We start from the raw sequence: 25230 nt of genomic DNA on the forward strand, positions 1-25230 counted from the left end.
AATGGCGCGATGATTGCAATCAACGAGATCCTGGCCGCCTGGGCGCGCGAGCGTCCCGACCTCGACGCCTCGCCGATGGGAGTAATCGGACGCCTCGCTCGCGTCGCGGCGAAGCTCGACTCCGAGATCTCGGCCGATCACGCGCGCTACGGCCTCGACGCCGGGTCCTTCGACGTGCTGTTCACGCTGGTGCGCTCCGGTGCTCCGTACTCGCTCTCGCCGTCGGCCCTGGCCGCATCGAGCATGGTGACGACGGCGGCTGTCGCGCAGCGGCTCAATCGCCTCGACGCGGCGGGACTGATCCGCCGCGAGCCGAACCCGGACGACGCCCGCGGGCGGATCGTGACACTCACCCCAGAGGGGAAGGCGCTCGCCGATCGCGCCTTACCGACCCACCTCGTTGCAGAGGAGTCCTTTTTGGCCCCCCTCGACTCCGACCAGCGCGCCCTGCTGAGCGAACTGCTCGACCGCCTGCTCGGCGACGGAAGCGCGCGGCGCTGAGCCGACCGCTCGAAAAGCCCTCAGCGGTCCGCGAAGGCTCCCGAGCGGGCCGACACCTTCCACCCCTGATCGGGCAGCCAGCGCAGGTCGAGCGTGCACACCTCGCTTGATCCGTCTCGTCGCGAGGATCCGCCGATCTCGGCTCCGACCCGCATCGGCACTAGGTCGTCGTGGATGTCGACGTACCGCCCGTCCGGGGCGATGTCCCCACAGCTGAGGGCCAGCTGCTCGCGGAGCTCGGCGGAGGTCGCCGGGACGACTCGACCGAGGGCGTCGGGATCGGAAGCGTCCAGCGCGCGGAGAATGTCGGCCACGGTGCTCCGGTCGGCACCGGCCGGAGGCACTGTGCCGGCCGTCGGGTCGTCGTTGATCATGGCGGCAACAACGGTGATCGCGACCAGCAGGAGCAGCAGCACGCTGAGCCCGACGATCCGACGGAGGATCCGACCGCCGCGGGTTCCCGGCCGGTGGAACTCGGCCTCGGGAGAGAAGAACCACTCCGAACTCATGGCGGTCACTCCGATCCGAGGAGGGGGCATCGGCGTCCCGAGGAGGACCGACGCGTTCGAGCATCGCTCGCGGTTGCCGACCATACGGCAGCCGGTGTCCCCTGAGCAAGATCTCAGTGACGACGACGAAGACGAGCAGGATGCCGCCGGTGAGCAGCGTGTCGCCGATGACGGTCGCTGCGATGGCGTCGAGTTCCCGGCCGGTGCCGGTGATGTTCTGCGCGCTGCCGAGACGAGCCGTGTAGACCAGACCGGCGCTGGGACACATCGCTCCCGCTGATCGAAGCTGTTTCAACGTACAAGGTGATGTCCGAAGGAGCGCGGTTCCGCCCGGGTGCCGGCCGTCACCGCGACAAGGTGGCCCAGGAGGAGCGTCGATGTAAGGCCCGACTCGCGTTCACCCGCTGAACGCTGAGGAGGTGTGCCCGTTCCTGCGCGTTGGAAAAAAGAATACGCGGGTGTTTGCCAGGGCTATCGCAGAACCCGCGTCATGCAGGAGAACTGCCATATCGGTCGCTCGCTCACGGCTACAGGGGAATTGGCGACCCGCCTGTGCTACGCGCCCTGAAGAGGAGCGCGTCCCGTTATCGACGCTAGTTCACGACCCTCAGGAGGGATCGTTCAGTCCTCCTGTGCGGGCCGAGACTTGCCACCCTTGATCCGGCAGCCATTGTAGGTTGAGCGTGCAGACTTCTCTCAAGTTGCCTCGTCGTGACGTTCCGCTCACTTCGACACCGACGGGCGTCGGCACAAGGTCGTTATGGATGTCGATGGACCGCCCGTCTGGGTCGATGTCTCCGCAGCTGCGAACAACTTCCTGTCGGAGATCGTCCGATGTCGCCGGGGTAACTCGACGGAGCGCTTCATTGTCGGACGCATCTAAAGCCGTGAAAATATCGGTCACAGTGGCTCGATCGGCGCCGACCGGAGGCACAGTGCCGGCGGTCGGGTCATCGTTGAGAATCAGAGTAATCGCGACGATTGCGACAATCACTACAAGCAGTGCGCAGAGTCCAATGGTTCGCCGAAGGATCCGGCTACGCTGCGATCTTGGCAGTGCAAGCGGCGGCTCGGGGGATTCCCACCAATCTGAGTTGATGTTAGTAGCTCCAATCGGAATAAATGGCGTTCGGATCTTGAGCAAGGATTGCGGAGAGCGGTTTGTCACGGATGTCGTCCGAGTGGTAGCTGTAGTACGGCATTCCGTTAGGGTCGAGAGAGGTGACAATTGACGCGTGGTCGAAGACGTTATTCCCTGGCAGGTGTGTCTTTTTGTTGGACCAGATCCAGAACGTAATGTCTCCTAGTCCAGGTCGCGCGGAGTTGTCAACGTAATGGAATCGGCCGGTCGTGTGAAAACCGTAGTCAAATAGCGGCTGAGCTTTGCCCCAAGTATCAGACAATTTTGCCGCATTGCCGAACCAGTTATGTTCATCGCCGTCTCCAGAAATGGGCCCTCCAACTTGTGGCCAGCCGCTCGCCCACAACGCTTGCGAGATGAAATTGGCGCAATCATCGTCATTTGGCTTGAACTGCGTTGCGGGCGCCCGATTTTCGGCGTGCTGACGCGCATAAAGAACCGCAGCCCTTTTGTCGTACGGTGAGCCGGATACGTATTGCAGACTTATCTTTTTGTCAGCCTCTTCCTTTTCTGCTTGCGCCTTGCCTTGAGCGACCATCGGGGATGAAAGAGCATCGTCGCTTTGAGAGAAACTTTTTGATTCCATAAGCTGATCTAGTTTCTTTGCGGCTGAGCCATCAGACTGGGCCGCGACGGACTGGCTGCTGGGAAGGATCGTTTCCGGGATCCTGTCGTCCGAAATCTCTCGATGGTCCAGGTTGTGGAGCTTCCAGGCTTCATTGCCGTACTCGAGCCGAGCTGTTTGCTGGAGAGCGTAGAATGATTGGTGTTGGTTCACTGAAGACGCTACCCCGGCTCTTGTCAGATAGGTTCTTTCGGAAACAACCGCGGAAGCGCTCGTTCCACTTATTGTGATCGAGTCTATCGAGTAATCGGTCGAGAAGCTTGTCAGCTTCTCTCCGGCATTTACGTAGAGATCGCGCTGTCTTCTTAGGCGCTCGTCTTGTGTAGCCACCGACGACGCTCGGCCTTGTGTCTCACTGGATGTAGGTTGCGGGTACTGGCTGATTTGAGCGGCTCCAGCGACAAGGGACTGAGCGTTTCGATGATTGATGTCCGCAGATATGCTCGCACTGAGAGCAGGCTTGATAATGTCCCCAAGTCTGGCACTCCAGAGTTTAATGGCTCCGGTGGAAGTTAGCTCGAGAGACCCATCATTCTGCATCGTGAGTGTTGTTGATCTTGAATATCCTCCAGTGCCAGCGTTCCACAATGGACTCCCGTCGCTAGCGAGAACCACTACGTTGCCGTCATCTTGTAGAACCAGCCGATTGCCGCCGTTTGTCGCGGTCGAAAATGTCGGAGTTAAATTATCGTAGACGACAAAATTTCCGTCTGATTGCATTGCTGCTTTGTAGCGCAGGTTGCTCGAAACGAGTGCCCATGTGGATCGCAGTGTCTGAGAATTCACCATGTGATCTTGGCTGTACCCGGTCGGGCCGTTGAGGGTTGACCAGAGGGAGATCCCGCCGGTGCTGTACAGAACCAGGTTTCCGTCGTTCTGCATTGTGAGAACTGTTGAGGTGGCGGTGCCGCTAGTTCCACTTTGCCACTCCGGCTTATTTGCGGCGGAGTATAGGACAAGGTTGCCATCGGATTGCACCGAGAGTTTTGTGCCCGCGTTTCCGTTCGTTCCACTGGACCACGTGGATTGCGAGCCGGAGTAAACTACAAAGTTTCCATCGGTCTGCATCGTTGCGCTAAACGTCCCATTGGGCGATTTCAGTGTCTGGCCTGCGGTGAGATCGGATCCAGACTTAGTCGAGTTGATCCCCTCGGCGAGCGCAGCGGTCGAGGCCCCTCCAATAAGGGCCACGACGATACACAACATGGCGAAGATGCGGCTCACGATCTCGCGAGACGATTTGTTGGTTCTCTTCATTTGTTCTCCAAAGTTTGACGGTGCCGACTCTAGGGCGGCCGAGGCCGTGCGGGCAATCCCTCATTGTGGAGGTTGGGCACTTATGGGCAACATATGTCGATCATTTAAAAAATGGGAGCGGAGGGGCCAATCAGCGCGTAGCGACCGTGCTTCGCCCCCGCCCGAACGCGACGGTGCGTCCCTCATCCACGGGGACGAGGGAGGCACCGATCTGGGTCGAGAGCCCGGTTACGTCTTACTCCGGGCCATGACCGCGTGTTGGAGGGGTACGAAGATCAACAGGATGCCGCCGGTGATGATCGTGGTCGTCTCCGGCGGGATGCCACCGTCGCGGGTAATCACGACGTTCATCAGGCCGAGCACGAGGGCCCCGATCACCGAGCCGAGGACGAAGCCGACGCCGCCCGTGAGCAGCGTGCCACCGATGACGGTCGCCGCGATGGCGTCGAGTTTCCAGCCGGCGCCAGTGATGTTCTGCGCGCTGCCGAGGCGGGCCGTGTAGACCACTCCCGCCAGACCGGCGAGCGGGCCGCTGATGATGTAAATGAACAGCTTCGTCCGCACGACCGGCAGGCCCATCAGAGCCGCGGACCGCTCGGAGCCGCCCATCGCGTAGACCGTACGGTGTTATACGTTGTACGCGATCCGCCCAGTTGAAAGAGACGTCACGCCTTTCGGCTCGACCGTCCACTCACTCGGCGCTGGAGGGCCGACAATGTTCGATCCAAGCTTTCTCGGTCGGATGGTCGACGAGAAACAAACCCGGGAGAAGACAACGGTGCACTGTTCTGTGATCTCTCGAGTTCGATCAATTGATCGACTCCCGACTCTGAAAGCACATACACGCCCCCAAGGGCTGTCGACGCCATCTCTCGCCTCCTGATCAGCGGCATTCCCGGAGCTTGTCGCCGCGACACGGAGAATCTTCTCACGCCCGGTGAGGCGGTGGCGCGCGGCGACGAGATACCCATCCACGACCGCTGCCCAGAGGTCCTCACAGCCGCCGCGCGACGGCTGAGTGCCTCAGCGATCACGACGGGCTACGCCGTCGAGGCATCGGAGACGACGTGCACCTCTTCGCCGCGCAAGATGAATTGCAGCGCGGAGCCGACGGGGAAGCGCTCCTGCAGGGCTTCTGGCGACACAGAGGACACCGTGAACTGGGCGATTGCGGGGAAGGAGTTCGCTGTGCAGCCCGAGTGGAAAGGCCCCTCCCGCGGGTCGACGGTGCGCACGACGTAGAGGCACGCCCCGCCGTCCCCGCCGCTGCGCTGCTTGACAACGGTGAGCCCGTCGAAGTCCTCGGTGGTGAGCGAACCCTCGAAGCCGAGGTCCTCCCAGCCCGGGATGTCGGTGCCGCTGGTCAGCGGCAGCACGGCGGTCTCGCGGCCGGGCGGCTCCGCCGCGCTCGTGACGACGAGGGTCGCTCCGACGGCGAGAGCGGCCGTCGCGGCGAGGGCGGCGAGGTGCAGGAGCAGGCGCCTCTTCGGTGCTCCGGAGCCGCCCGCAGACGGCATGTCCTCGGGCGGAGCGACCGCGTCCTCCTGGGCGAGGGTCGGTTCATCCCGGGTCAGGAGCGACGGTGCGGGCTCGTTCGCGCCGCGCCGCTCCCGAGCCTCGAGGTGGTGCAGCCGGGCGAGTGCACCGGGATCGCGCTCGATGTCGGAGCGGCGCCCGTAGGCTCGCCGCTGCAGCTCGGCGAGCTCGTCATCTTCCATCCTCGAAGTCTCGCAGGCCCGTTCCTGTCTGTAACCGAGGTTCACATCCGTCGAGAGCCCGCAAAGTCCAGGTTGGGGCCCGCTGAACCTCGGTTCCGAACACCGCCAGTCAGTGCGCGGCAGCGGCGCGAACGAGGTCGTGGAGGTAGGGCGCCACGATCCGCGCCGAGATCCGCAGGTCCAGGAGGAGGAAGGGCCGCTCCACGGGATCCTGCGCCGTCCAGTCAGCGAGCGCCCGCACATCCGCCAGCTCACGGACGACCACGCCCTCAGCGCCGAAGCAGGACGCCACACCCGCGAAGTCGACTTCCGGGATCAGCATCGGAGCATCGGCGAGGCCCAGCGCGCCGTAGACGTTCAACTCGGCTCCGTAGGCGGCGTCGTTCCACACCACCGCCAGTCCCCGTCCGCCCGCCACGCGGATCGCGGACTCGAGGTCGGCGAGCGCCATCAGGCCGCCGCCGTCGCCAGTGACGAGCACCACGGTGGCGTCCGGTCTCGCGAGCGTCGCTCCTACCACCGCCGGGAAGCCGAGGCCGATCGCTTGGAACGCGGTACCCAGCGTCGCCAGGCGGTCGGGGGAGGTGTACGGCCAGTACATGATCGGCCAGCCGAGAAAGTGGCCGCCGTCGGTCACGACGACCCGATCCTCGGGAAGGTGCTCGGCCAGCGCCCGGGCCGTCGAGCGCGGGTCGAGCCGGCCGTCGGGAGCTAGGGGATCGCCCTCCTCGTGCGCGCGGAGGACAACAGGGTCGACGCAGTCACGCCAGCCCTTCGGTGCCGGTTCCCGGTCGCGGAGTTTCCGCACGAGCGCTTCGGCGACCAGACGCGCGTCGCCCCGGACGTAGTGATCGACCCGATCATCCGTTGCGGCGTCGACCACGTCGACCTGCGCGACGTGCGTGCCGGGGGAGAAGAGAGTTCCGGATCGCAGGAAGAAGCGGGCGAGCGACGCCCCGAAGACGATTGCGAGGTCGGCCTCGCGGATAAGCGACATCGCTCCCTCCGCGCCGAAGCCGCCCGCCACGCCGAGGTCGTACTCGGCGCGCGGGAACAGCCCAAGGCCAAGCACGCTCGAGGTGGTGATGGCTCCGGTGAGGTCGGCGAGTTCGCCGAGTGCGTCCGCGGCGCCCGAGAGCCAGGCACCGCGACCAGCGACGAGCAGGGGGCGCTCGGCCGTCGAGATCGCTGCGGCGAGCTGCGCAATTGATGCGTCTGAGGGTGCGACGCGCGCGGCCGACGGGATGCTCGGCACGGCAGGCAGGCCGCCAGCATCCGCGGTGGCAAGGTCAGCGGGGATCGCGAGGACGACTGGGACCTGCGCGGCGAGCGCGTGCGTGAGTGCGCGGGAGGTCGTTGCCGCGGCATCGTGACAGCCGACGGTGAAGGTCCGTACTCCCGCTGCGGAGGCCATCGCCGGCTGGTCGACACTCCATGGCCGCCGCCCCGTGCTCGGCTCGTCGCCGACGATGAGCAGCAGCGGCGAGTGCGCCAGCGCCGCCTCCGCCAGCGCGGTGAGCGTGTTCGTGAACCCGGGCCCATACGTGGTCGTTGCCGCGGCGATCCCGCCGCCCGTGCGGTAGTGCGCGTCCGCTGCGACGACGGCGCCGGCCTCGTGGCGCAGGGCGAGGAAACGGGTGCCGGGCTGCCGCTCCAGCGCGTCGATCACGTGCGCGTTGCCGTTGCCCATCACCCCAAAGACGTGGCTGACGGAGGAGGCGAGGACGTGGGCGACGTGCGCGGAGACCGAGGGCATGGCTGGCCTTTCCAGGGAGTAGGTGCCCGGGACCGCCGCGGGGCTTCCAACTCTCGAGCTTGTCATCGCGTCCGCTCCGGTCTCAACAGAGGTCCCTCAGCGGCGTCCCGGGCGGTACGGAGGAGCGTGCGCTGCCCCGCTCGCCGCTTTCCCCGAGCCCGCCCCTCTTTTCCGCGACTTTCCCGCGACCCGCTTCGATTCGTCACGAATGGCTGCCCGTTCCCCGCCGGATACAGCCGTTCGTGACGACTCGACGGGGCCCCCATGACGCGGGGTGGCGATGCGTCCGCGGTGAGGGTCAGTCGTCGTCGCGGTCGGCCGGCGAGGTGTTGAGCGCCTCGACGTTGGTTCTCGCCAACTCGTCGGTCTCGGCCGCCGAGAGAGGGTGCGCCCAGCCGCGCAGCACGGTCACGCGGTCGCTGAGCGTGAGGAGTTGCTCGAGGTGAGTGTCGGGGCGGGTACTGTCGGGAGCCATATGGCACGCGACAACGAACCGACCGTCACTCTTACCGACTCCCTTGAGGAGCGTCTGCGCGCCCAGGTCGCCCGGGAGGGGGAGCGCACGGTCGCTCTGCGCTCCGCGTCGCTGCTCGCGGGTGGCTACGAAGGCGAATCCTTCCTCCTGACCGTGGGCGGCGAGCACGCCGACGGAGTGCTGAAGGGTGCTCCGTCGCTGTACTGGCCCGAACTCTGGGGCGCCCGCGCTCTGCTCTATGTGTGGGACGACGATGCGGCGGACGCGGTGACCGCCGGCCTGGCGAACGCCTCGTGGCGGGTGCGCGAGATGTGCGCGCGCGTTTGCGCTGAGCGCGTGCTCGGCGGCCAGAAGAAGTTGGGGCGCCTCACGACCGATGAGCATCCGCGCGTCCGGTCCGCCGGCGCTCGTGCGCTCGTCGCCGCGGCGCTCGCGGGGATATCGTCGGGTCGCGACGAGAGGGGTGAGTTCGCGGCGAGCGTCGAGGGCACACTGACAGGGATGCTCCGCGACCCCGACCGCGACGTCCGCCGCGCCGCGCAGCAGGCGGCCGACGCGCTCCGCACCGCGCGCGGCTGACGCGCGGCGCTTCACCGCGCCCGTCCCCGCGTCGATCCGTCGCGGGTGGTGCGTGGACGCGCGTGGCACGGGCCGTCCGCGACGGATCCCCCGCGTTCGGAGGCCGGATCGGGTCTGGGGTGGGGGCTCCGTTAGCCTCGGGGGAGCGTCGAGTGGCGGCGCATCGGGTCGGAAGGGGAGTGATGTCGGCACCGCTCGCCCCGCTCGCGGGGGTCCGAGTCCTCGAACTCGGCAACTTCATCGCTGCGCCCACCGCGGGGCGGCTGCTGGCCGACTTCGGTGCCGAGGTGATTAAGGTCGAGCGCCCCGGTACTGGGGACGAGCTGCGTCGGTGGCGGCTGCACGAGGGCTCCGATACGTCGCTGCTCTTCCACACGATCAACCGCAACAAGCGCTCAATTGCCCTCGACCTGCGGACGGAGGAGGGTCGGGACGTCGTGCGGCGCCTCGTCGCCGAGTGTGACGTGGTGCTCGAGAACTTCCGGCCCGGCACGCTCGAACGCTGGGGGATCGGGCCCGACGTGCTCGACGAGGCGAATCCGGGCATCGTGATCGGCCGCATCTCCGCGTTCGGCCAGACCGGCCCGCTCTCGGCCCGGCCTGGTTTCGCGGCCGTGGCGGAGGCGATGGGCGGCTTCCGCGAACTCGTCGGCGACCCGGACCGCCCGCCTGTGCGTGTCGGCGTGTCGATCGGCGACTCCATCGCAGGCCTGTACGCCGGGTACGGCGTAATGATGGCGCTCTTCCAACGCGAGACGCGGCGCGCGGCCGGGCAGGGTCCGGCTCCGTTGGTCGAGCGGATCGTCGACGTTGCGCTGAACGAGGCAATGTTCTCGATGACGGAGTCGCTGATCCCCGACTACGAGGCGCACGGCATCATCCGCGAGCGCGTCGGCGGGCGGATGGAGGGCATCGCCCCGACGAACGCCTACACCTGCTCCGACGGGTCGAGCATCGTCATTGCCGGAAACGCCGACGCGATCTTCCAGCGCCTGATGGCGATCATCGGGCGGAGCGACCTGGGCCAGGACCCGGGGCTCGCCACGAACGAGCTGCGGTGGGGGCGGCGCGACGAGCTAGATGCGGCAATCGGAGCATGGACGGGCCGCCTGACCTCGGCGGAGGCGCTCGCGGTCCTCGACGAGAACGGCGTTCCGTCCGGGCCGATCTACACCGCCGCCGATATCAGCACGAGCGAGCAGTATGCCGCGCGCGACATGATCCAGCGCTTCGACGTCGAGGACGGCGGCGGGACCCTTCCGAGCGTCGGCTTCCCCGGGATCGTGCCGGTGTTCGGTGCGCGCTCCCTGCCCATCCGGACTCTCGCGCCCGCCCTGGGCCAGGACACCGAGGAGGTGCTGGCGATGCTCCAGCGCACCGGGACGACGCGCGCGTCTGCTATCGAGGACGGCGACCGGTGACCGCGCTCGCCGCCGCGCGCCTGCGCGACGTCACCCTTCGCGACGGCCTCCAACTGACCGGCAAGCTGCTCTCGACCAAGCGCAAGGTCGACCTCGCCCGTGCTCTGCTCGCCGCGGGCGTGCCCGAGCTCGAGATCGGATCGCTGGCGCGTGGCGACCTCGTGCCGCCGATGGCCGACACGCTCGACGTGATTGCGGCGCTGACCCCGGAAGAACTCGAACGCTGCTGGGTATGGGTCGCGACTCCGCGCCACGTCGAGCGCGCCGCGGCCGCCGGCGCCCGGCGGTTCCAATACTGCTTATCGGCATCCGACTCGCACAACCGGGCCAACATCGGTCGCTCGACCGAGGCGAGCCTGGACGCGATGCCGGACGCGGTGGCGTTCGCCCACGGCGTCGGCGGACGGATTCAGCTGTGCATCGCCACATCGTTCACCTGCCCGTTCGAGGGGGCCGTCGATCCCGACCGCGTCCTCGCGATTGCTCAGGACCACCGGGCGGAGGGAGCGGAGGACGTGGTCGTCTGCGACACGCTCGGCCAGGCCCACGCGGGCCAGGTCGCCTCGCTGATCGGCCGAGTCGCAGCGGAGACGCCCGCGCGCGAGATTGTGTTCCACGGCCACGACACGTGGGGCTCCGGCGTCGCGAACGCGATCGCCGCCGTGAAGGCGGGAGCGAGCGTCGTGGACGGCGCCCTCGGAGGCCTCGGCGGCTGCCCATTCGCTCCGGGCGCCAGCGGCAACACGGCGACCGAGGATCTGCTGTTCGCGCTGCGTCCAAGCTGGCTCACGCCGTCGGGGTTCGCCGCTCTCGTCGGCGAGTCGGAGGCGTTGCTCGTGGACCTCGGCGAGCCGAACCGCTCCCGGGCCCGCGAGGGCGCTCGCTCGAACGCGCCCGTATTTCCCTGGGCCATCGGGGCCTGAACCCCGCCGACGCCCGGGAGCCGACCGGGACACGTTGGCGTGCACATCAGTTCGGCGGAGGCGATACCAGCGCGTCGAGCCGCGCGCGCTCGGCTCGGAGCACGTCGAGCAGCGAGGGCGTCACCGCTGCGGTGATCCACCGTTCGAGGGCCACCTCGAAGAGAGCGGAGGCAGTGTGCGCGACGAGTGTCGCGTCGGCGGCCTCGACACCCGCGGCGATCAGGGCCGCGCGCACACTCTCGGCCAGTGCGGCCGTCTTGAGAAGTTCGCGCTCGCGGAGCCGGGGATCAGAGCGGACCACGGCCCGACGCGCCATGATCTCGGACCGCCAGCGCTCAAGCTCGCCGGTCGCCGCCTCGAAGCCGTGCATCGCCAACGCCAGCGGATCCAGCCCGGCAGGCGCGTCGACCAGAAGCCGGCTGACGACCTCGGGGAACTCGCGTTCGCGGAGGAAGAGTACGTCGCGTTTGTCGGCGAAATGGCGGAAGAAGGTCCGCGTCGTCAGCCCTGCGCGCTCGGCGATTGCCGGCACGGTCGTCCCGCTGTAGCCGTGTTCGGCGAAGAGTTCTCGTGCGGCGCGCTCGAGGCGGAGTGCGGCGTCGGGTGCCCAGCGTGCCATCCGCTCAGGATAGACGACGACAGGCAGTGCCATCAGGCGTAGGCTGATGACACGACATGCCGTCGCGAACCGATCGACCTCAGGAGCCTCCCGTGCCCTCGAACACCGCTGCACTGCTGCCCGCCCCGGGTGCCGACCTTCTCGTCTCCGCCGCGCCGATGCCCGTCGCCGGCTCCGGCGAGATCCTTCTGCGCAACCGCGCCCTCGCCCTGAACCCGCTCGACGAACTCAAGCAGTGGACCGGAAACCTGATGTTCCGCTGGCTGCCCTACCCGGTGGTCCTCGGCGAGGATGTCGCGGGCGAGGTCGTGGCCGTCGGCGACGGAGTGACGCGCTTCGCCATCGGCGACCGTGTGGTCGGCTATGCCGTCGGGATGGAGAAGGGGCGCCGGCACCGCGACGAGGGCGGCTTCCAGATGTTCACCGTCGTCCGCGAGGACCTCGCCGCGCCGATCCCGCCCGAGCTGCGGTTCGAGGACGCCGTCGTGCTGCCGCTCGGCGTCTCCACCGCGGCGACCGCGCTGTTCCAAAAGGATCACCTCGCTCTGCCGCACCCGTCGACGCCGCCACGTCCGACCGGCCGGACAGTCGTGGTGTGGGGCGGGTCGACCAGCGTCGGAAGCAACGCGATCCAGCTCGCGGTCGCGTCCGGCCACCGCGTCGCGACGACGGCGGCGCCCCGAAATCACGAGCGGATGCACGAACTCGGTGCCGATGTCGTGCTCGACTACCGCAGCCCGACGGTGGTCGCCGACCTGATCGACTCGCTCGCAGGACACGACGTGGCAGGGGTCCTCGCCATCGGGACGGGCTCGGCCGAGCCCTCGGTGGCCGTAGCCGCGGCCACCGGAGCCCAGCGGGTCGCGCTGGCCAGCCCCTCCGTCTCATTCGGCTCCCTGCCGCGCCGCGCGGCGTTCGGACCGGCATTCGCGCGGACGATGGCGAGCCTGGTGCGGGGAAACGTCGCGCTACAGATCAGCGCCCGCCGCCGCGGGATCCGCGCGCGGTACATCTGGGGCAGCACGCTGATGACCAACGAGGTCGGCCCGATGCTCTGGCGCGACTACCTGCCGTCGGCTCTCGCCGAGGGCCGTCACGTCTGCGCCCCCTCTCCCGAGGTGGTGGGCGAGGGGCTTGGAGCGATCCAGCCGGCGCTCGAGCGCCTTCACAACGGTGTCTCGGCAGTGAAGCTCGTCGTCCGACTCTGAGAGCGTCGGCGGTCGTGACCTCGCCGTTTCACCGGCGGCTCCTCGAGCGGATCCGGACCGGCTGACCGCGCACCGGTGGTGGCCGCGTATTGGGGCACGCGGAACAAGCCCACGTCGTCCCCCGACTGTCCGCTCGGGTGGCCCCGTTGGGGGACGCATGGACCCGATCAGGCGCGGCCCTGCAGGATCAGATTCCAGTACACCCAGGGCAGCACGTAGCGGTCGGCGAGGAAGGTGACGCGGCGCTCCTTCGCGAGGCCCGTCCACAAGGGGATCGTCGGCTTCGGGCGGTAGCGGTCGTCGAACTCGGCGAAGACGACCGTCGAGCGCGAGACGACGAACGGGCACACGGAGTAGCCGTTGTAGACGCGGGGGAGCGGCTTCCCCTTCAGCGCCGCGACGAGATTCCTCGCGAGCGTGGTGGTCTGCTGCCGGAGCGCGCCGCCCGACTTTGAGTTCACGGTGGCGACCGCATCGCCGAGCGCCCACACGTCGGAGTACCGGGGATGGCGGAGGGTCAGCGGATCGACCTCGACGAAGCCGCCATCGTCGCCCTCCGCCGTGAGACCCGTGTCGGCGAGCCAGTGTGGAGCGGACTGCGGAGGGACCGCGTGGAGGACGTCGTACGAGAGGGTCTCGCGAGGGCCGTCCACGGAGCGCGTCGCCCGGTCGGGACCGGTCAGCGCGGTGCCGCGGTCCGAGCCGGCGATAACGAGGGTCTGCCGGGCGGCGTCGACCTCGACCAGCTCCCGGCCGTACCGGACCTCAATGCCGTACTCCGCGACCTTGCGCTCCAGCTCGGCGTCGATGAGCGGCATCCCGAAGAGGGTCGGGGTCGGCACGACGAGCACGACGCGGATGTCCGCGAGCACACCCGTCTGCCGCCAGAAGTCGCAGGCGAGGTACATCGGCTTCTGAGCGGCGCCCGAGCAGGTGCCCGGTCCGCCGGGCTGTGTGAAGACCACCGTGCCCGAGCGGACATCGCGCAGGACGCGCGACGCTTTCTGCGCGTACTCGTACTCATAGTTCGAGACTCCAACGGGCGACTCCATCGCCTCGACCAGGCCGGGGACCGCCGCCCAGTCTTTCTGGATGCCCGGGCAGACGACGAGCTGGCCGTAGCTCAGCCGTCGCCCGGAGGCGAGGGTGACCGTGTGCGCGTCAGGATCGATGGACTCGACGCGGTCCTGAATCCAGGTGACATCCTTCGGCGTCACGGAGCCCTGCGGCCGCGTCGCCTTCGAGGCCGGGGCCGTCCCTCCCGCGACGTGCGAGAACATCGGCTGGTAGAAGTGAGTGCTGCGGGGTTCGATCACCGCGACGTCCGACACTCCGTAGCGGCGGAGGCGCCCCGCGGTCGAGAGGCCCGCGTTGCCGCCGCCGATAATGAGGACGTCGTGCCGGTGCAGCCCCGTGTCGGTCATCCAATCAGCCTAGGCGTGGCGCGAAGGCACCGTGAGCTGGGACGTCGACTGCGTCTCTTCTGGTGGTCGACTGCGTCTCTTCTGGTGGAGAAGAGGGCGTCTCGGCTGACGATGTGTGGGCGACCCCGGCCTCAACTCGGTGCCGCGCCGTCGCGCTTCTCGCGCTTGAGCCGGCGCTTCACGGCACGCTCGGTGAGCACCGAGAGGTAGTCCTGCACGGGGCGGTCCACGAGGCCGGCGAGTTCTTCGCGCACGAGGGGTGTCACCTGCTCCTCGCTCTGCTCGGGGAACTTTTTGCGCACGGCCGCAGTCACGTCTCGCACGACCTGGTCGGCATCGAAATCAGTCGTCATGCAGACATGATCCCCTCTCTCGGTGAACGGGAGATGACCCCCCTTCGGGTCTTGGAGCAGTCGGCGCTCCTCCGCTTGAGCCTCACCGCAGCCGTTCCTCGACTGATGGCGGAGCGATCACAGAAAGTCGATGTCGTACGGCGCCTCATCGTCCGGATCGGCACCGTCGGCGCGCGGGATGGTCGGCACCGGATCGTCCTGCTCCTCGAGAACGACCGTGGTCGTCGCCGCGATCGTCACCTCCACCGGCCCGCTGTCCGCGGTACGCAAGGCCAGGAACGCAGGAGCGGCGCGCATCGCCTCGAGAACAGCCTTCTTCATCTCGGCCATTCGCACGCCCGATGCGAGCCGGTACGTCCTCTCGTGCACCGTGATTTGCAGCACTGCCGCCTCCTCTGCGATTCCTCGCACGGGTGACGCTACGGACCGGACCGCGTGCAGGGGATCCGTTGACCGTGACGGTGAGGAGAGGTTACGCGGGGGTCGCAGAAGAGGCGTCCGCGGTGCTCGTGCTGATTATGCTGCACGGGTGACTTCAGGGGGATTGACAGATGTCCGTGGGCCCGACGGCTGGTTGCCGAAGTGCCAAGACCAGCTCGAGTCGTGGATCCGGGGGTGGGCGGAGTTCGGGCTGCGGCGCGAGCCTCTCCATCCGGTCGTCGAGGCGTTCCGGTGTCTGATCGACGGTGACCCCGTCCTGCGGATGCACGCGCACCAGATGATCGAGCAGGTGCCGTCCGGCGGGGACTACGAGCGGCGGCGCCTCGAGAGCGTCGAGCAAATGCTGGAATTGATCGACGCGCTCCTGCACGTGGCCCCCGAGTTCAGTTCCGACCTCATGGTGATTGTTCCCTTCGTCGGCATCCTCGACTGGACCATCGCGACTCCCGCCGGGTTCGCCTTCTACCGGGACCAGCGGGTGAACGATGCGCTTCGCGACATTCTGAAGGCGTGGTCGGCCTTTCTCTCGGGTCCGGACTCCCGTTCGGTGCTGACGGACGGGGAGTCCGGCTGGCTCAGTTCCGAGGCTCGAGAGGCGGTCAATCTCGACGAGTACCAGTACGACGCGGACGACGAGCACGGCGGCTTCGCGTCGTGGAACGATTTCTTCACCCGCCGCTTCCGGGACGGCCGACGACCGGTCGCCGGCGCGGACGACTCCGCGGTCATCGTCAGCCCGTGCGAGGCGACGCCGTACCGAATCGCAAGCGGGGTGCAGCGGCGCGACGATTTCTGGGCCAAGAGCGAGCTGTACTCCCTCGAGGATCTGCTAGCCGGCGACGAGACCGTCGAGGGCTTCGTCGGTGGCACCGTGTTCCAGGCGTTCCTGAGCCCGCTCAACTATCACCGCTGGCACGCGCCCGTCACCGGGACCGTCGTGCGTGCCGTCGTCGTGCCCGGAACCTACTTCTCGGCGGCCGATTGCTACGGTGCGGATGCTTCGGACGTGACCGTCTCGCAGGGTTACCTCGCCCACGTCGCGACGCGCGCGATCCTCCTCATCGACGCGGACGATCCGGCGATCGGGCTCGTCGCGGTCGTGTTCATCGGGATGTTCGACGTCTCCTCGTGCGTCTTCGCGGAGCCGATCGTGGCCGGCGCCCGAGTCGACAAGGGGGACGAGGTCGGCTTCTTCCAGTACGGAGGATCAACGTTCTGCATCGTGTTCGAGCCCGGAGTCGTCGAGGACTTTGCAATCGAGGCGATCCCGAAGGTCGCTCGGGAGACCCCGACGCTTCTCCTCGTCCGCTCCCGCCTTGCGACTGCGCGCGCTAAAAAAACCGCGCCGGAGGCAGGTTGACGATGCCCCTAGATCGGGGTGACGTGCGGGTCTACTCTTGCGCCAGTGCGACGGATGGTAGCGCGGCCTGCATGATGATCCCCTGGAGAACGCACGATGGGCACGAACTGGGCGCGACAGGCACGAGAGGCGGCCGAACGGGCCGAGAGCATTGACATTCTGATTCAGCTCCTTGAGTCTCTGCGGCGACCGGATGCTGTGCATCCCGCCCTGGCGGCGCTCGTGGCGGTGCGCGCGCGTGCGCTGCTGCAGGATATTTTGCCGCCAAGCGTTGTGCGGGGCTATGCCTCCCAAGGGCGGATGACCGCGATCGAGGGGTCGCCTGTGCCGGCTAGCCGCTCGCAGCGCTTGCCGCTTCTCTGAGGTCCTCGCCGCGACCTGAATGACCTCCTCCTGTTCCATACTCAGGATGGATGCCGTCCGCGCGGCCGAAACACGCGGATTCCGGCGCCCGACCACGCGTCCATCCTGAGTAGGGAACATCATCGGGAGTCCGTCCGCCCTTGGACCACGCCGATACCCTCGGTTCGTGCGGCTTTCTCCCCGCCCGCGCTCCTGATCCGCGTCCCGAGTCCCGCGCTCGCGACCACTCCAGACGGAAGACCTATGCCGCACGTGCCCGCTAATCAGGTCCCCCCTTCGATCTGGCGGGGCCTGCGCCGGACCCTGCGGAAGGACACCGTCGGCGGCGGCTTCCTCCTCTTCGCAACCCTGCTCGCGCTCGTCATCGCGAACAGCCCCGCCGCAGACCTGTACGCGTCCGTGCGCGATATCCGCTTCGGCCCCGAGGCGCTGCACCTGAACCTCAGTGTCGGCTCCTGGGCCGCCGACGGGCTGCTGGCGATCTTCTTCTTCGTCGTCGGACTGGAGCTGAAGGAGGAGTTCGTCGCCGGCACGCTGCGCGATGTTCGCGCCGCCGTGGTGCCGATCGTGGCGGCGGTCGGCGGAGTCGTTGTCCCCGCGCTGATCTTCACCGCCGTCAACCTGCCCCGTGGAGGAGCGGCGCTGGACGGTTGGGCGATCCCCGCCGCCACCGACATCGCCTTCGCGGTCGCCGTGATCGCCGTGGTCGGGACGTTTCTGCCGCCGGCGTTGCGGACCTTCCTCCTGACGCTCGCCGTGGTCGATGATCTGATCGCGATCACGATCATCGCTGTCTTCTACACCGCGAGCATCGACGTCCTGATGCTCGCCCTGGCGTTGATCCCGCTCGCGGTCTTCGCGGTGTGCGTGCAGCGCGGCGTGCGCGCGTGGTGGGTGCTGATCCCGCTCGGGGTGGCGACCTGGGCGCTCGTGCACGCCTCAGGGATCCACGCGACGGTCGCCGGCGTGCTGCTCGGCTTCACGGTGCCGGTCCTCGCCACGAAGCGGGCGCGGGTGCAGGTGGGCACCTCCGACGAGCCGCTCTACGACGGGCTCGCCGCGCACTTCGCCGATCGATGGAGCGTGCTCTCCTCGACGGTCGCGGTGCCGGTGTTCGCCTTCTTCTCAGCCGGAGTGACGGTCGGCGGCCTCACCGGTCTGCTCGACTCGCTGCAGGATTCGATCGCAGTGGGCATCATCGCCGGTCTTGTGATCGGCAAGCCGCTCGGCATCGCGGGCAGCACCTTCCTGCTGACCCGCTTCCGTGGGATCGGCCTCGATGCGTCGCTGCGTTGGGCGGATGTGATCGGCATGGCCTTCGTCGCCGGTATCGGCTTCACGGTCTCGCTGCTGGTCGGCGAGCTCTCCTACGGCGCTGGCAGCGACTCCGATGACCACGTCAAGGTCGGCGTGCTGGCGGGCTCGCTCATCGCCGCGCTGATCGGCGGCGCGATCCTTTCGATCCGTCAGCGGCACTACCGGCGACTGCGGGGCTGAGGCTGGCTACCCGTCGTTCGAGAGGGCCCATTACCCTCGGCGGTGCTCCACCCGAGCAACCGCCTCCGACCGAGGGAGCCTCTATGGCTGATCCGACCGTCCTCTTTGTCTGCATTCACAATGCTGGCCGCTCGCAGATGGCCGCGGGGTATCTCCGCGAACTCTCCGGCGGCTCTGTCCAGGTGCGTTCCGGCGGCTCCGAGCCGGGAGACTCGATCAACCCGGTCGCGGTGCAGGCGATGGCGGAGGAGGGCATCGACATCTCGCAGGCTGTGCCGCAACTGATGACCACTGAGCAGGTCCGGGCATCCGACGTCGTCATCACGATGGGCTGCGGCGACGTCTGTCCGGTGTTCCCCGGCACGCGCTACGAGGACTGGGACCTCGCCGACCCGCACGGGAAGGATCTCGACGAGGTGCGGGCGATTCGCGACGACATTAAGCGCCGCGTGCAGGACCTCGTCGCCAAGTTGCTCTGAGCCGACAGGACGCGGCTCCCGCCAAGGCCGCCGCTCCAGTAGGTTGCGGGAATGAGGTGGCGAGCGGGAGCGGCGGTTGTGCTCGTTCTCGCGCTCGCGGGCTGCACGTCGGCCCCCGGCGGTCCGCCGACATCGTCCCCGGCGTCCGCGCCTGCGTCCGCGCAGCCGTCCGACCTGCAGATCGTCGGCGGCTACGGCGACCTGCACGTTGCGCCCGACGGCGGGATGCTGTTCTGCGTGTCCCCGTCGACCCGGGCTTCACCGGGAGTTGGCGGGAGTGCGGGGACGCCATCCGCACCGAGGGCGTGGATCCCGCAGCCATCGACGCCACCCTCGGCGAGACCGGCACGGCCGATCCGGGTGGGCACCGCTGGGTCGGTGCGGCGGAGGGCAGGCGCACCCTCGACGACGGCACCCGCGTCTACACGGTGTTCCTCGCAGGCACGCGCACGGACGACTCCTTCACCGTCACCTCCGTCGGTACCGACGAGTACATAATTCCGCTCGAGTACCAGGAGCTGCGGCCCGGGACGCCGGGCGGCTTCCTCGTGCGGGTCGTCCCGATCGACTGACCTCAGCGGGTGGGCGGGCGCGGCCGGTAGGTGCTGATCAGCGCGTCGAGGAGGTCGTTCATCCGCTCGTCGACTGCGCGGCGCGACGGATCGGCGTCGTACCACTCGTGGGGTCTCCCGGGCGCCATCGCTGAAGCGGACCGAGGGGGAGTACGCCGGGACGACGCCGCGGATCTTTGCGGTGCCGAAGACTATCGAGTGCGCCTTGTCGCCAATCAGGCCGGCGCCGAGGTCGGGATCGGCGGCGGCAATTGCGTCGGAGGTGATGTGCACGGGGCGGGCCTCGACACCGGCGGCCGGTGCGGCTGGCGAACAGGTCGATGTCCTGCTGCACGTGCTCCGGGGTGAACGCGACGACGGCGTCGAGGCTCGCTCCGCCCAGGGCTGTGCCTACGGCGTCGCGGTCGCGGAGGTCGGCCTGCACTTCGCGGACCCCCTCGGGCGGCGGACGCAGCGACGTCCGGTCGCGGGTGCCGCTGCGACGATCTCCCGTTCATAACTCCGGAAGGATTCGTCCGGAGGCGCCGAGATCCGCGGAAAACGGGTCGGGCGGAGGCATCCTTCCTGAGTTATGAACGCGACGGACCCGTCGTAGCATCATGCAGTGCCCGACGAACCCCGCCTGATCGAGACGACGGCCGCCGATCCTGCCGTGACCACCCTCTTCGCCCTGCAGGAGGCCGACCTCCTGGCCCGCTACGGCGATGACGACACCGGCCCGCGGCCCCCGCTCGACGCGCCGACCCTCCTGCTCGAGTCGGGCGGCGCCCTGGTCGGCTGCGTGGCCCTCGCCGTCGAAGACGGGGTCGGCGAGATCAAGCGGATGTTCGTGGTCGAGGCCGCACGCGGGCGGGGGATGAGCCGGGTCCTGCTCGCCGGAGTGGAGCGGCTGGCCGAGCGCGCGGGCATCGAGATGCTGCGCCTGGTGACCGGCACCGAGCAGCCCGAGGCGATGTCCCTCTACGCGAGCGCCGGCTACGCGCTCATCCCCGGCTACGGCTACTGGGGCGAGAAGCCCAACGTCCGCTGCTACGCGAAGCGCCTCCGCTCGTCCGGTCAGCTCTCGTCGCCGGAGTGATGGGCCGACCTCAGCAGCACCTCGACCCCGAGGTGATCGCTGCCGTTCGCGGGGAGGACGCTGCCGACGGCGTTGAACCCGCGAACGAGGACGTGATCGAGCCGGACGATGGGAGCGTCCGCCGGCCAGGTCGGGCGCAGGTCGGCCGCCTCGTTGACCCGGGCGCGCAGAGGGGCGACCAGCGGATCAAGGGAGCCGCCGTTGAGGTCACCGGCGACGAGGATCCGACTGGAGTCGTCGTCGGCGAGTTCGGACCCCAGAGCGGCAAGCATCCCCTCCCGGTCGTCGTCGCCGCCCGCCCGCAGTGAGGCCGCGTGGACGACGTAGAGGCGGACGGCCCCGAGGTCCGTGCCGACGTCCACGCGCAGTGCCCGGTTCCAGTCCAGGCCGAGTGCGAGCGGGGAGCCGTCGCTGAGTGGTCGGGTGCTCCACACGCCGACGGACCCGACTCGGTAGACGTGCGGATAGTGCTCGGCGAGGGTGTCGGAGACCGCTTCGGCCGCCTGTGGAGTGACTTCCTGCAGCGCGATCATGGTCGGGTTCCGGGCGGCGAGAGAGCGTGCCGTGGCCGCGGGATCCTCGTTCTCGGAGTGCAGGTTCTCGGTGATGATCGACAATTCCGCCGCCGCAGGATCGAGCTGTGCGGTCAAGGCCGGCACAAAGATCACTGTCCAGGTCAGCGCCAACGTGAGTGCAGCCACCATAATGCGTCGCGAGCGGGCGGCCAGGCCCAGCACCGCTGTCGGGAGCAGCAGTGCCGCCGACCACGGCAGGAGGGTCCCGAGGATGGAGCCGGTTGCTCCGAGGGCGGCGAGCGGCTGGGGGAGGATCAGCAGACTGGCCGTTGCCAGCAGCACAACCACGACGAGGACGATGAGCGCGGTGCGCGCCGGTGATCTGCGTCGCTTCTGGGCGGGGCGAGCGGCAGCGGGGAGACGGATCGCGGTCGTGGGCATCATGGGGTGAGCATCCGGGCGACGGATGAGGGGGAGATGAGCTCAGGCGGCGGCGAGCGAAATCCGGATGGTCGTGCCGCCGCCGGGGGAGTCCTCGGCGGTGATGTGTCCGCCGGCATCCGCGACGATCTGCGCGGCGATCGCCAGGCCCAGACCCGATCCCGGGGTCCCGCGGGAAGCCGTCCCACGGTGGAACCGCTCGAACACCCGCTCCCGTTCTGCGGGCGGGATGCCGACGCCGTGATCCACGACGCGGATGATCACCTGGCGATCCCCGTCGCGGTCGACCTGGAGCACGACCGGGCGGCCTGCGCCGTACTTCCCCGCGTTATCGAGTACGACGTCCAGAAGCCGGCCGAGGCGTCCCTCCGGAACACGCGCCAGCACGCCTTCCGCCTCTGTCTTGAGCGTCACGGCGCTGGGCCAGCGGCGCCCCGCGGCCGCAACGGCCTCGCGTGCCGCGTCAATGACATCGGTCGCGGCCAGGATGGCGCGAGGTGCCCGATCGCCGCGAGCGAGCTCGGCGAGGTCATCGACGGTGAGGGTCATCGCGTTGAGCTCCTTGAGGAGTGCGGCCTGGAGCGCCGCCCGTGTCTGGTCGCTGAGCGGGCGGTCACCGGTGAGCAGCTGGACGTTCGTGCGCAGGGTGGTCAGCGGAGTCCTCAGCTCGTGCGAGGCGTCGGCGACGAAGTCGCGCTGCGTGTCCTGCGCGGCGGCGAGTTCGCCGAGCATCGCCGAGAACGAACGCGTCAAGCGGCCGAGTTCGTCGTCGCGTCCGGTGTCGCCAAGGTCGATTGGGGCGTGCGGGTCTGTCGTCGCCCTCACCCTCCGGACGGCATCGTCCAGGCGCCGGACGGGACGCAGGCCCGCCGTCGCGGCGAGTGCGCCGAGTGCCGCCGCGAGCAGGATCCCTGTTGCGCTCGCCACGGCGAGAGCGAGCGCGGTGCGCTGAAGTGCCGTGTCGGTCTGTCGCGTGGGCAGGCCCACCAGCACTGCCTCTCCCGCGCCCGTCGGCAGGACCAGCACCCGCACTCCCTCCGCTGTGTACCGCTCGCGTGGCGAGGAGCCATCGATCACGGCGAGCGCCTCTCGGCTCACCCGCAGTGGGCCCTCACCGGGCTCCGTCGCCGCATCGACCCGTCGGACGCAGGCCGGCTCGATGACGAAGCGGCAGGTGCTCCCGTTCTCGTTCGTCCACTCCGGGTCCGCGGCGATCAGGCGTTGCACACGGGTCGCCTCGCGATCCAGGGCGGTGTTGAGGGAGCTGTCGAGCTGGGTGGACACGACGAACCAGGTCAGCGCCGACACGAGGATGACCGCGAGAGCCACCGCTGCGGCGACGACCGCGGCGACCCTGCGTCGCAGTGATCCGCCCCGCCTCCGCGTCACGGTTCGAGCCGGTAGCCGAGGCCGCGGACGGCGCGGATCGCCGGGGTGCCCGTCGCGGAGGTGATCTTGCGGCGCAGGGAGCTGACGGTGACGTCCAGCGTGTTCGAGGTCGGCGCGGGACCGTCCGGCCAGGCCGCCTCGGTCAGCTCTTCCCTCGTGCGAATCCGGGAGGGGTCGCGGAACAGCAGCTCCGCGACGATCGTCTCGAGGCGGGTCAGTTCGGTCACGCCCCCGGGGCCGTTCAGTCGGCGCTGGTCTCCGTCGAGCACGACGTCCCGCCACGTCACAGCAGCGGAGGCGGGGGCGCTGCGGCGGATCAGGGCGCGCACGCGGGCGCGCAACTCGTCCACGTCGAAGGGCTTCCCGAGGTAGTCGTCGGCGCCGGCATCCAGCCCCGCGACGCGCTGCGGCGCGCGATCGTGGGCGGTGAGCATCATCACCGGCACGGAGTCGCCTGCCGCGCGCAGCGCACGGCAGACTCCGAGGCCGTCCAGGAACGGCATGGCCAGGTCCAGGACGACAGCGTCCGGGTCGTGCTCGGCGACCGCGGCGAGACCCGTACGTCCGTCAGGTGCGGTAACGACTCGGTGGCCGTCGGTCTCGAGCGCCACGCGGATGCCGAGCAGCACGCGGGGGTCGTCGTCGATGATGAGCACAACTGTCATGACCGGTGCGCCCCTACCCTCTCGCGCGCCGGTGGAACGACCTGCGCTGCTGCATCGTACGAGAGCGCACTGCATGCCGACGCCCCGCCCATCGGCGGTGGTACGCCTCCAGGGCCGGGGCGTTACCATTTCGTTATGGAAAAAGCGCTTAAGTGACCAAACTAGGGGCACCCTGGGAATCGGCAGGTCCGAGGCGAACACTCCTGTCCATGAACCAGACAGCGGCACCCGTGCGCCGGGCCAGCGAGCACCGTGCACGATTCTTTCTGCTCGCGGCCTTCGCCGGAGTCGTGACGGGCGGCGTCCTCCTCGCCGTTGCCGAACTTGTCGCCCTCGCGGTCGCCCGCACCGCGAGCCCCGTGCTCGCGCTCGGGGCTTTTATTGTCGACATCGTTCCGCGGCCTCTCAAGGAGTTTGCGATCGAGACATTCGGCGAGAACGACAAGGTCTTCCTGCTGGCGAGCGTCGGCGCCGCTGTCGTGGTGGCTGCCGCAATTGCAGGCGTGCTCCAGCTGATCCGGCCGCCGCTGGGCCAGGTGCTGCTCATCATCGCCGGCGGCCTGACGCTTGCCGCCATCGTCACCCGCGCCGGAGCCACGCCGCTCGCCGCGGTGCCCACGCTGGCCGGAATCATCGTCGCCGTCATCGTCATGCATCTCCTCTTCTCGCGCCTGCGTGGCTGGCGCGCTGCTCGGGTCTCGGAGGTGAGGGGAACCGCCTCTGAGGCCCGCCCCGGGGCTCTCGAGCGCCGTGGTTTCTTCCGAGTGGCCCTGATCACCGCGGTCGGCGCTGCCGTCGTCGGAACCGGGGCCCGCCTCGTCAACGCCGCCACATCGTCGCTGACTCGCGTGCGGGAGGCGCTGCGCCTGCCGACTCCGCGCAGCACCGTCTCTGTGCCGGCCGGCGCCGAACTCGACATCGAGGGCCTCACGCCGCTCTACACGCCGAACGCCGACTTCTACCGCGTCGATACCGCTCTCACCGTGCCGAACATCGACCCGTCCACCTGGGCCTTGAAGGTCACCGGCATGGTTGACCAGGAGGTGACGCTCACCCTCCAGCAGCTCTTCGACATGGGCGTCGATGAGTACGGCGTTACCCTCACCTGCGTCTCGAACCAGGTCGGCGGCGATCTGGTCGGCAACGCGAAGTGGCTCGGCGTCCCGATCCGCGACGTGCTCGCCCTGGCCGGGGTGCAGAGCGGAGCGGACATGGTCCTCTCCAGCAGCATCGACGGCTACACCGCGTCGACTCCCCTCGCCTCCCTCACCGACGACGGGCTCGACGCAATCCTTGCGGTCGGCATGAACGGCGAGGCGCTGCCCTTCGAGCACGGTTTCCCGGTGCGGATGGTCGTCCCCGGCCTTTACGGTTACGTCTCGGCCACCAAGTGGCTCACCGAATTGAAGGTCACGACGTTTGCGGCCGACGAGGCCTATTGGACGCCGCGCGGCTACTCCGCGCAGGCCCCGATCAAGATGTCCTCGCGGATCGATACGCCTCGTATCGGTGCGCCGGTCCCGTCAGGTGCGACCAAGATCGCAGGCGTCGCCTGGGCGCAGACCATGGGAATTGAGAAGGTCGAGGTGAGTATCGACAGCGGCGACTGGCAGACAGCGACGCTCTCGACCCCGGTCAATCTCGACACCTGGGTGCAGTGGTTCGTCGACTGGGATGCTCAGCCCGGCTCGCACTACGTCGCGGTGCGCGCGGTCGACAAGAACGGCATGGTCCAGATCGAGGACCGCGCGCCGGTCGCGCCCGACGGTTCTTCCGGCTGGCAGCGCACGCTCATCAACGTGAACTGAGGCAGCGGGCCTCGGCAGCGCCGGGCGGATCACGGGGGCGGCGGGGCGGGGCGCCAGGGACAAGATGACGAGGACGCTGATCGGCTGTGGAATCTGCTTGGTATATTTCTTGG

29 protein-coding genes are annotated in these 25230 nt (G+C 68.5%); 14 read left to right on the forward strand and 15 right to left on the reverse strand.

The features are described 5' to 3' along the window. Positions 1–9: 9 nt before the first annotated feature. Positions 10–501 (forward strand): MarR family winged helix-turn-helix transcriptional regulator, encoded by a 492-nt coding sequence (locus tag B0H03_RS10495; RefSeq protein WP_104265612.1) that lies wholly within the window; start codon positions 10–12, stop codon positions 499–501. Between the two features lie 20 nt (positions 502–521). Here the strand turns inward: B0H03_RS10495 and B0H03_RS16605 are convergent, their stop codons facing one another. Beyond that, the gene (locus tag B0H03_RS16605; protein WP_160487341.1) at positions 522–1010 is read right to left on the reverse strand and encodes a hypothetical protein; all 489 of its coding nucleotides are present in this window, start codon (positions 1008–1010) and stop codon (positions 522–524) included. Between the two features lie 94 nt (positions 1011–1104). On the opposite strand from B0H03_RS16605, the gene B0H03_RS17480 reads away from it, so the two are divergent. Continuing rightward, the gene (locus B0H03_RS17480; RefSeq protein WP_160487340.1) at positions 1105–1290 is read left to right on the forward strand and encodes a hypothetical protein; all 186 of its coding nucleotides are present in this window, start codon (positions 1105–1107) and stop codon (positions 1288–1290) included. 327 nt (positions 1291–1617) lie between these two features. Here B0H03_RS17480 and B0H03_RS16240 read toward each other — a convergent pair whose 3' ends face one another. The 6 genes from B0H03_RS16240 to B0H03_RS16615 all read right to left on the reverse strand — a co-directional run bounded on the left by B0H03_RS16240 (position 1618) and on the right by B0H03_RS16615 (position 7982). Next, positions 1618–2004: a hypothetical protein gene (locus B0H03_RS16240; protein WP_127844001.1), complete on the reverse strand. Its 387-nt coding sequence runs from the start codon at positions 2002–2004 to the stop codon at positions 1618–1620. 106 nt (positions 2005–2110) lie between these two features. Then, positions 2111–4033 (reverse strand): amidase domain-containing protein, encoded by a 1923-nt coding sequence (locus tag B0H03_RS10505; protein ID WP_104265611.1) that lies wholly within the window; start codon positions 4031–4033, stop codon positions 2111–2113. A gap of 228 nt (positions 4034–4261) precedes the next feature. Continuing rightward, positions 4262–4642: an ABC transporter permease subunit gene (locus B0H03_RS10510; protein WP_237399533.1), complete on the reverse strand. Its 381-nt coding sequence runs from the start codon at positions 4640–4642 to the stop codon at positions 4262–4264. A 431-nt stretch (positions 4643–5073) separates the two neighbouring features. Continuing rightward, on the reverse strand, positions 5074–5751 hold the full coding sequence (locus B0H03_RS10515) for a hypothetical protein (protein WP_104265610.1): 678 nt from the start codon (positions 5749–5751) through the stop codon (positions 5074–5076). A gap of 109 nt (positions 5752–5860) precedes the next feature. Further along, positions 5861–7507: a thiamine pyrophosphate-binding protein gene (locus tag B0H03_RS10520; RefSeq protein ID WP_104265609.1), complete on the reverse strand. Its 1647-nt coding sequence runs from the start codon at positions 7505–7507 to the stop codon at positions 5861–5863. Positions 7508–7805: 298 nt separating this feature from the next. Further along, a complete protein-coding gene (locus tag B0H03_RS16615; RefSeq protein ID WP_160487339.1) occupies positions 7806–7982 on the reverse strand; it encodes a hypothetical protein in 177 nt (58 codons plus the stop codon). Between B0H03_RS16615 and B0H03_RS10525 the strand changes: the two genes are divergently transcribed. From B0H03_RS10525 to B0H03_RS10535, 3 genes are all read left to right on the forward strand, one after another. After that, positions 7983–8561 carry a HEAT repeat domain-containing protein gene (locus B0H03_RS10525; protein WP_237399532.1) on the forward strand — a complete coding sequence of 193 codons (579 nt, stop codon included), beginning with the start codon at positions 7983–7985 and terminating at the stop codon, positions 8559–8561. Positions 8562–8743: 182 nt separating this feature from the next. Continuing rightward, complete coding sequence (locus B0H03_RS10530; RefSeq protein ID WP_104265608.1) at positions 8744–9982, forward strand: CaiB/BaiF CoA transferase family protein; 1239 nt, start codon at positions 8744–8746, stop codon at positions 9980–9982. Continuing rightward, positions 9979–10905: a beta/alpha barrel domain-containing protein gene (locus tag B0H03_RS10535; RefSeq protein ID WP_181075075.1), complete on the forward strand. Its 927-nt coding sequence runs from the start codon at positions 9979–9981 to the stop codon at positions 10903–10905. The genes B0H03_RS10530 and B0H03_RS10535 overlap by 4 nt, the downstream gene beginning before the upstream one ends. Before the next feature lie 46 nt (positions 10906–10951). On the opposite strand, the gene B0H03_RS10540 is transcribed toward B0H03_RS10535, so the two are convergent. Then, the gene (locus B0H03_RS10540; protein WP_104265607.1) at positions 10952–11557 is read right to left on the reverse strand and encodes a TetR/AcrR family transcriptional regulator; all 606 of its coding nucleotides are present in this window, start codon (positions 11555–11557) and stop codon (positions 10952–10954) included. Between the two features lie 59 nt (positions 11558–11616). Here B0H03_RS10540 and B0H03_RS10545 point away from each other — a divergent pair, with 59 nt between their 5' ends. After that, positions 11617–12732 (forward strand): zinc-binding alcohol dehydrogenase family protein, encoded by a 1116-nt coding sequence (locus B0H03_RS10545; protein WP_104265606.1) that lies wholly within the window; start codon positions 11617–11619, stop codon positions 12730–12732. A 167-nt stretch (positions 12733–12899) separates the two neighbouring features. Here the strand turns inward: B0H03_RS10545 and B0H03_RS10550 are convergent, their stop codons facing one another. From B0H03_RS10550 to B0H03_RS16620, 3 genes are all read right to left on the reverse strand, one after another. Beyond that, the gene (locus B0H03_RS10550; protein WP_104265605.1) at positions 12900–14156 is read right to left on the reverse strand and encodes an NAD(P)/FAD-dependent oxidoreductase; all 1257 of its coding nucleotides are present in this window, start codon (positions 14154–14156) and stop codon (positions 12900–12902) included. Between the two features lie 131 nt (positions 14157–14287). After that, the gene (locus tag B0H03_RS10555; RefSeq protein WP_104265604.1) at positions 14288–14509 is read right to left on the reverse strand and encodes a three-helix bundle dimerization domain-containing protein; all 222 of its coding nucleotides are present in this window, start codon (positions 14507–14509) and stop codon (positions 14288–14290) included. Positions 14510–14626: 117 nt separating this feature from the next. Further along, entirely contained in the window at positions 14627–14893 is a 267-nt protein-coding gene (locus B0H03_RS16620) for a hypothetical protein (RefSeq protein ID WP_160487338.1), read from the reverse strand. A gap of 145 nt (positions 14894–15038) precedes the next feature. Here B0H03_RS16620 and B0H03_RS10560 point away from each other — a divergent pair, with 145 nt between their 5' ends. The 5 genes from B0H03_RS10560 to B0H03_RS10580 all read left to right on the forward strand — a co-directional run bounded on the left by B0H03_RS10560 (position 15039) and on the right by B0H03_RS10580 (position 19221). Then, positions 15039–16310 (forward strand): phosphatidylserine decarboxylase family protein, encoded by a 1272-nt coding sequence (locus B0H03_RS10560; RefSeq protein WP_160487337.1) that lies wholly within the window; start codon positions 15039–15041, stop codon positions 16308–16310. Between the two features lie 96 nt (positions 16311–16406). Next, on the forward strand, positions 16407–16673 hold the full coding sequence (locus tag B0H03_RS10565) for a hypothetical protein (RefSeq protein WP_104354368.1): 267 nt from the start codon (positions 16407–16409) through the stop codon (positions 16671–16673). Positions 16674–16916: 243 nt separating this feature from the next. Then, positions 16917–18170 (forward strand): Na+/H+ antiporter NhaA, encoded by a 1254-nt coding sequence (nhaA, locus tag B0H03_RS10570; RefSeq protein WP_104265601.1) that lies wholly within the window; start codon positions 16917–16919, stop codon positions 18168–18170. A gap of 83 nt (positions 18171–18253) precedes the next feature. Next, positions 18254–18649 (forward strand): arsenate reductase ArsC, encoded by a 396-nt coding sequence (locus tag B0H03_RS10575; protein WP_104265600.1) that lies wholly within the window; start codon positions 18254–18256, stop codon positions 18647–18649. 305 nt (positions 18650–18954) lie between these two features. Beyond that, entirely contained in the window at positions 18955–19221 is a 267-nt protein-coding gene (locus B0H03_RS10580; protein WP_104354367.1) for a hypothetical protein, read from the forward strand. 2 nt (positions 19222–19223) lie between these two features. On the opposite strand, the gene B0H03_RS17260 is transcribed toward B0H03_RS10580, so the two are convergent. Further along, entirely contained in the window at positions 19224–19349 is a 126-nt protein-coding gene (locus tag B0H03_RS17260) for a hypothetical protein (protein ID WP_258062064.1), read from the reverse strand. Between the two features lie 137 nt (positions 19350–19486). Between B0H03_RS17260 and B0H03_RS10585 the strand changes: the two genes are divergently transcribed. Continuing rightward, complete coding sequence (locus B0H03_RS10585; protein WP_104265598.1) at positions 19487–19720, forward strand: hypothetical protein; 234 nt, start codon at positions 19487–19489, stop codon at positions 19718–19720. A 105-nt stretch (positions 19721–19825) separates the two neighbouring features. Continuing rightward, complete coding sequence (locus B0H03_RS10590; protein WP_104265597.1) at positions 19826–20299, forward strand: GNAT family N-acetyltransferase; 474 nt, start codon at positions 19826–19828, stop codon at positions 20297–20299. On the opposite strand, the gene B0H03_RS10595 is transcribed toward B0H03_RS10590, so the two are convergent. From B0H03_RS10595 to B0H03_RS10605, 3 genes are read right to left on the reverse strand one after another with little or no spacing between them, the layout of a single operon-like run. Continuing rightward, a complete protein-coding gene (locus B0H03_RS10595; RefSeq protein ID WP_104265596.1) occupies positions 20278–21258 on the reverse strand; it encodes an endonuclease/exonuclease/phosphatase family protein in 981 nt (326 codons plus the stop codon). The two genes, B0H03_RS10590 and B0H03_RS10595, sit on opposite strands and share 22 nt — an antisense overlap. A 39-nt stretch (positions 21259–21297) precedes the next feature. Next, positions 21298–22644, reverse strand: a complete 1347-nt coding sequence (locus B0H03_RS10600) for a HAMP domain-containing sensor histidine kinase (RefSeq protein WP_104265595.1) — start codon at positions 22642–22644, stop codon at positions 21298–21300. Continuing rightward, entirely contained in the window at positions 22641–23309 is a 669-nt protein-coding gene (locus B0H03_RS10605; protein WP_160487336.1) for a response regulator transcription factor, read from the reverse strand. Before B0H03_RS10605 ends, B0H03_RS10600 begins: the two co-directional genes overlap by 4 nt. Positions 23310–23518: 209 nt before the next feature. Here B0H03_RS10605 and B0H03_RS10610 point away from each other — a divergent pair, with 209 nt between their 5' ends. Then, the gene (locus B0H03_RS10610) at positions 23519–25117 is read left to right on the forward strand and encodes a molybdopterin-dependent oxidoreductase (RefSeq protein ID WP_104265593.1); all 1599 of its coding nucleotides are present in this window, start codon (positions 23519–23521) and stop codon (positions 25115–25117) included. Positions 25118–25230: the final 113 nt, after the last annotated feature.

Source organism: Rathayibacter iranicus NCPPB 2253 = VKM Ac-1602 (assembly GCF_003149025.1).
GTDB classification, from domain to species: Bacteria; Actinomycetota; Actinomycetes; order Actinomycetales; family Microbacteriaceae; genus Rathayibacter; species Rathayibacter iranicus.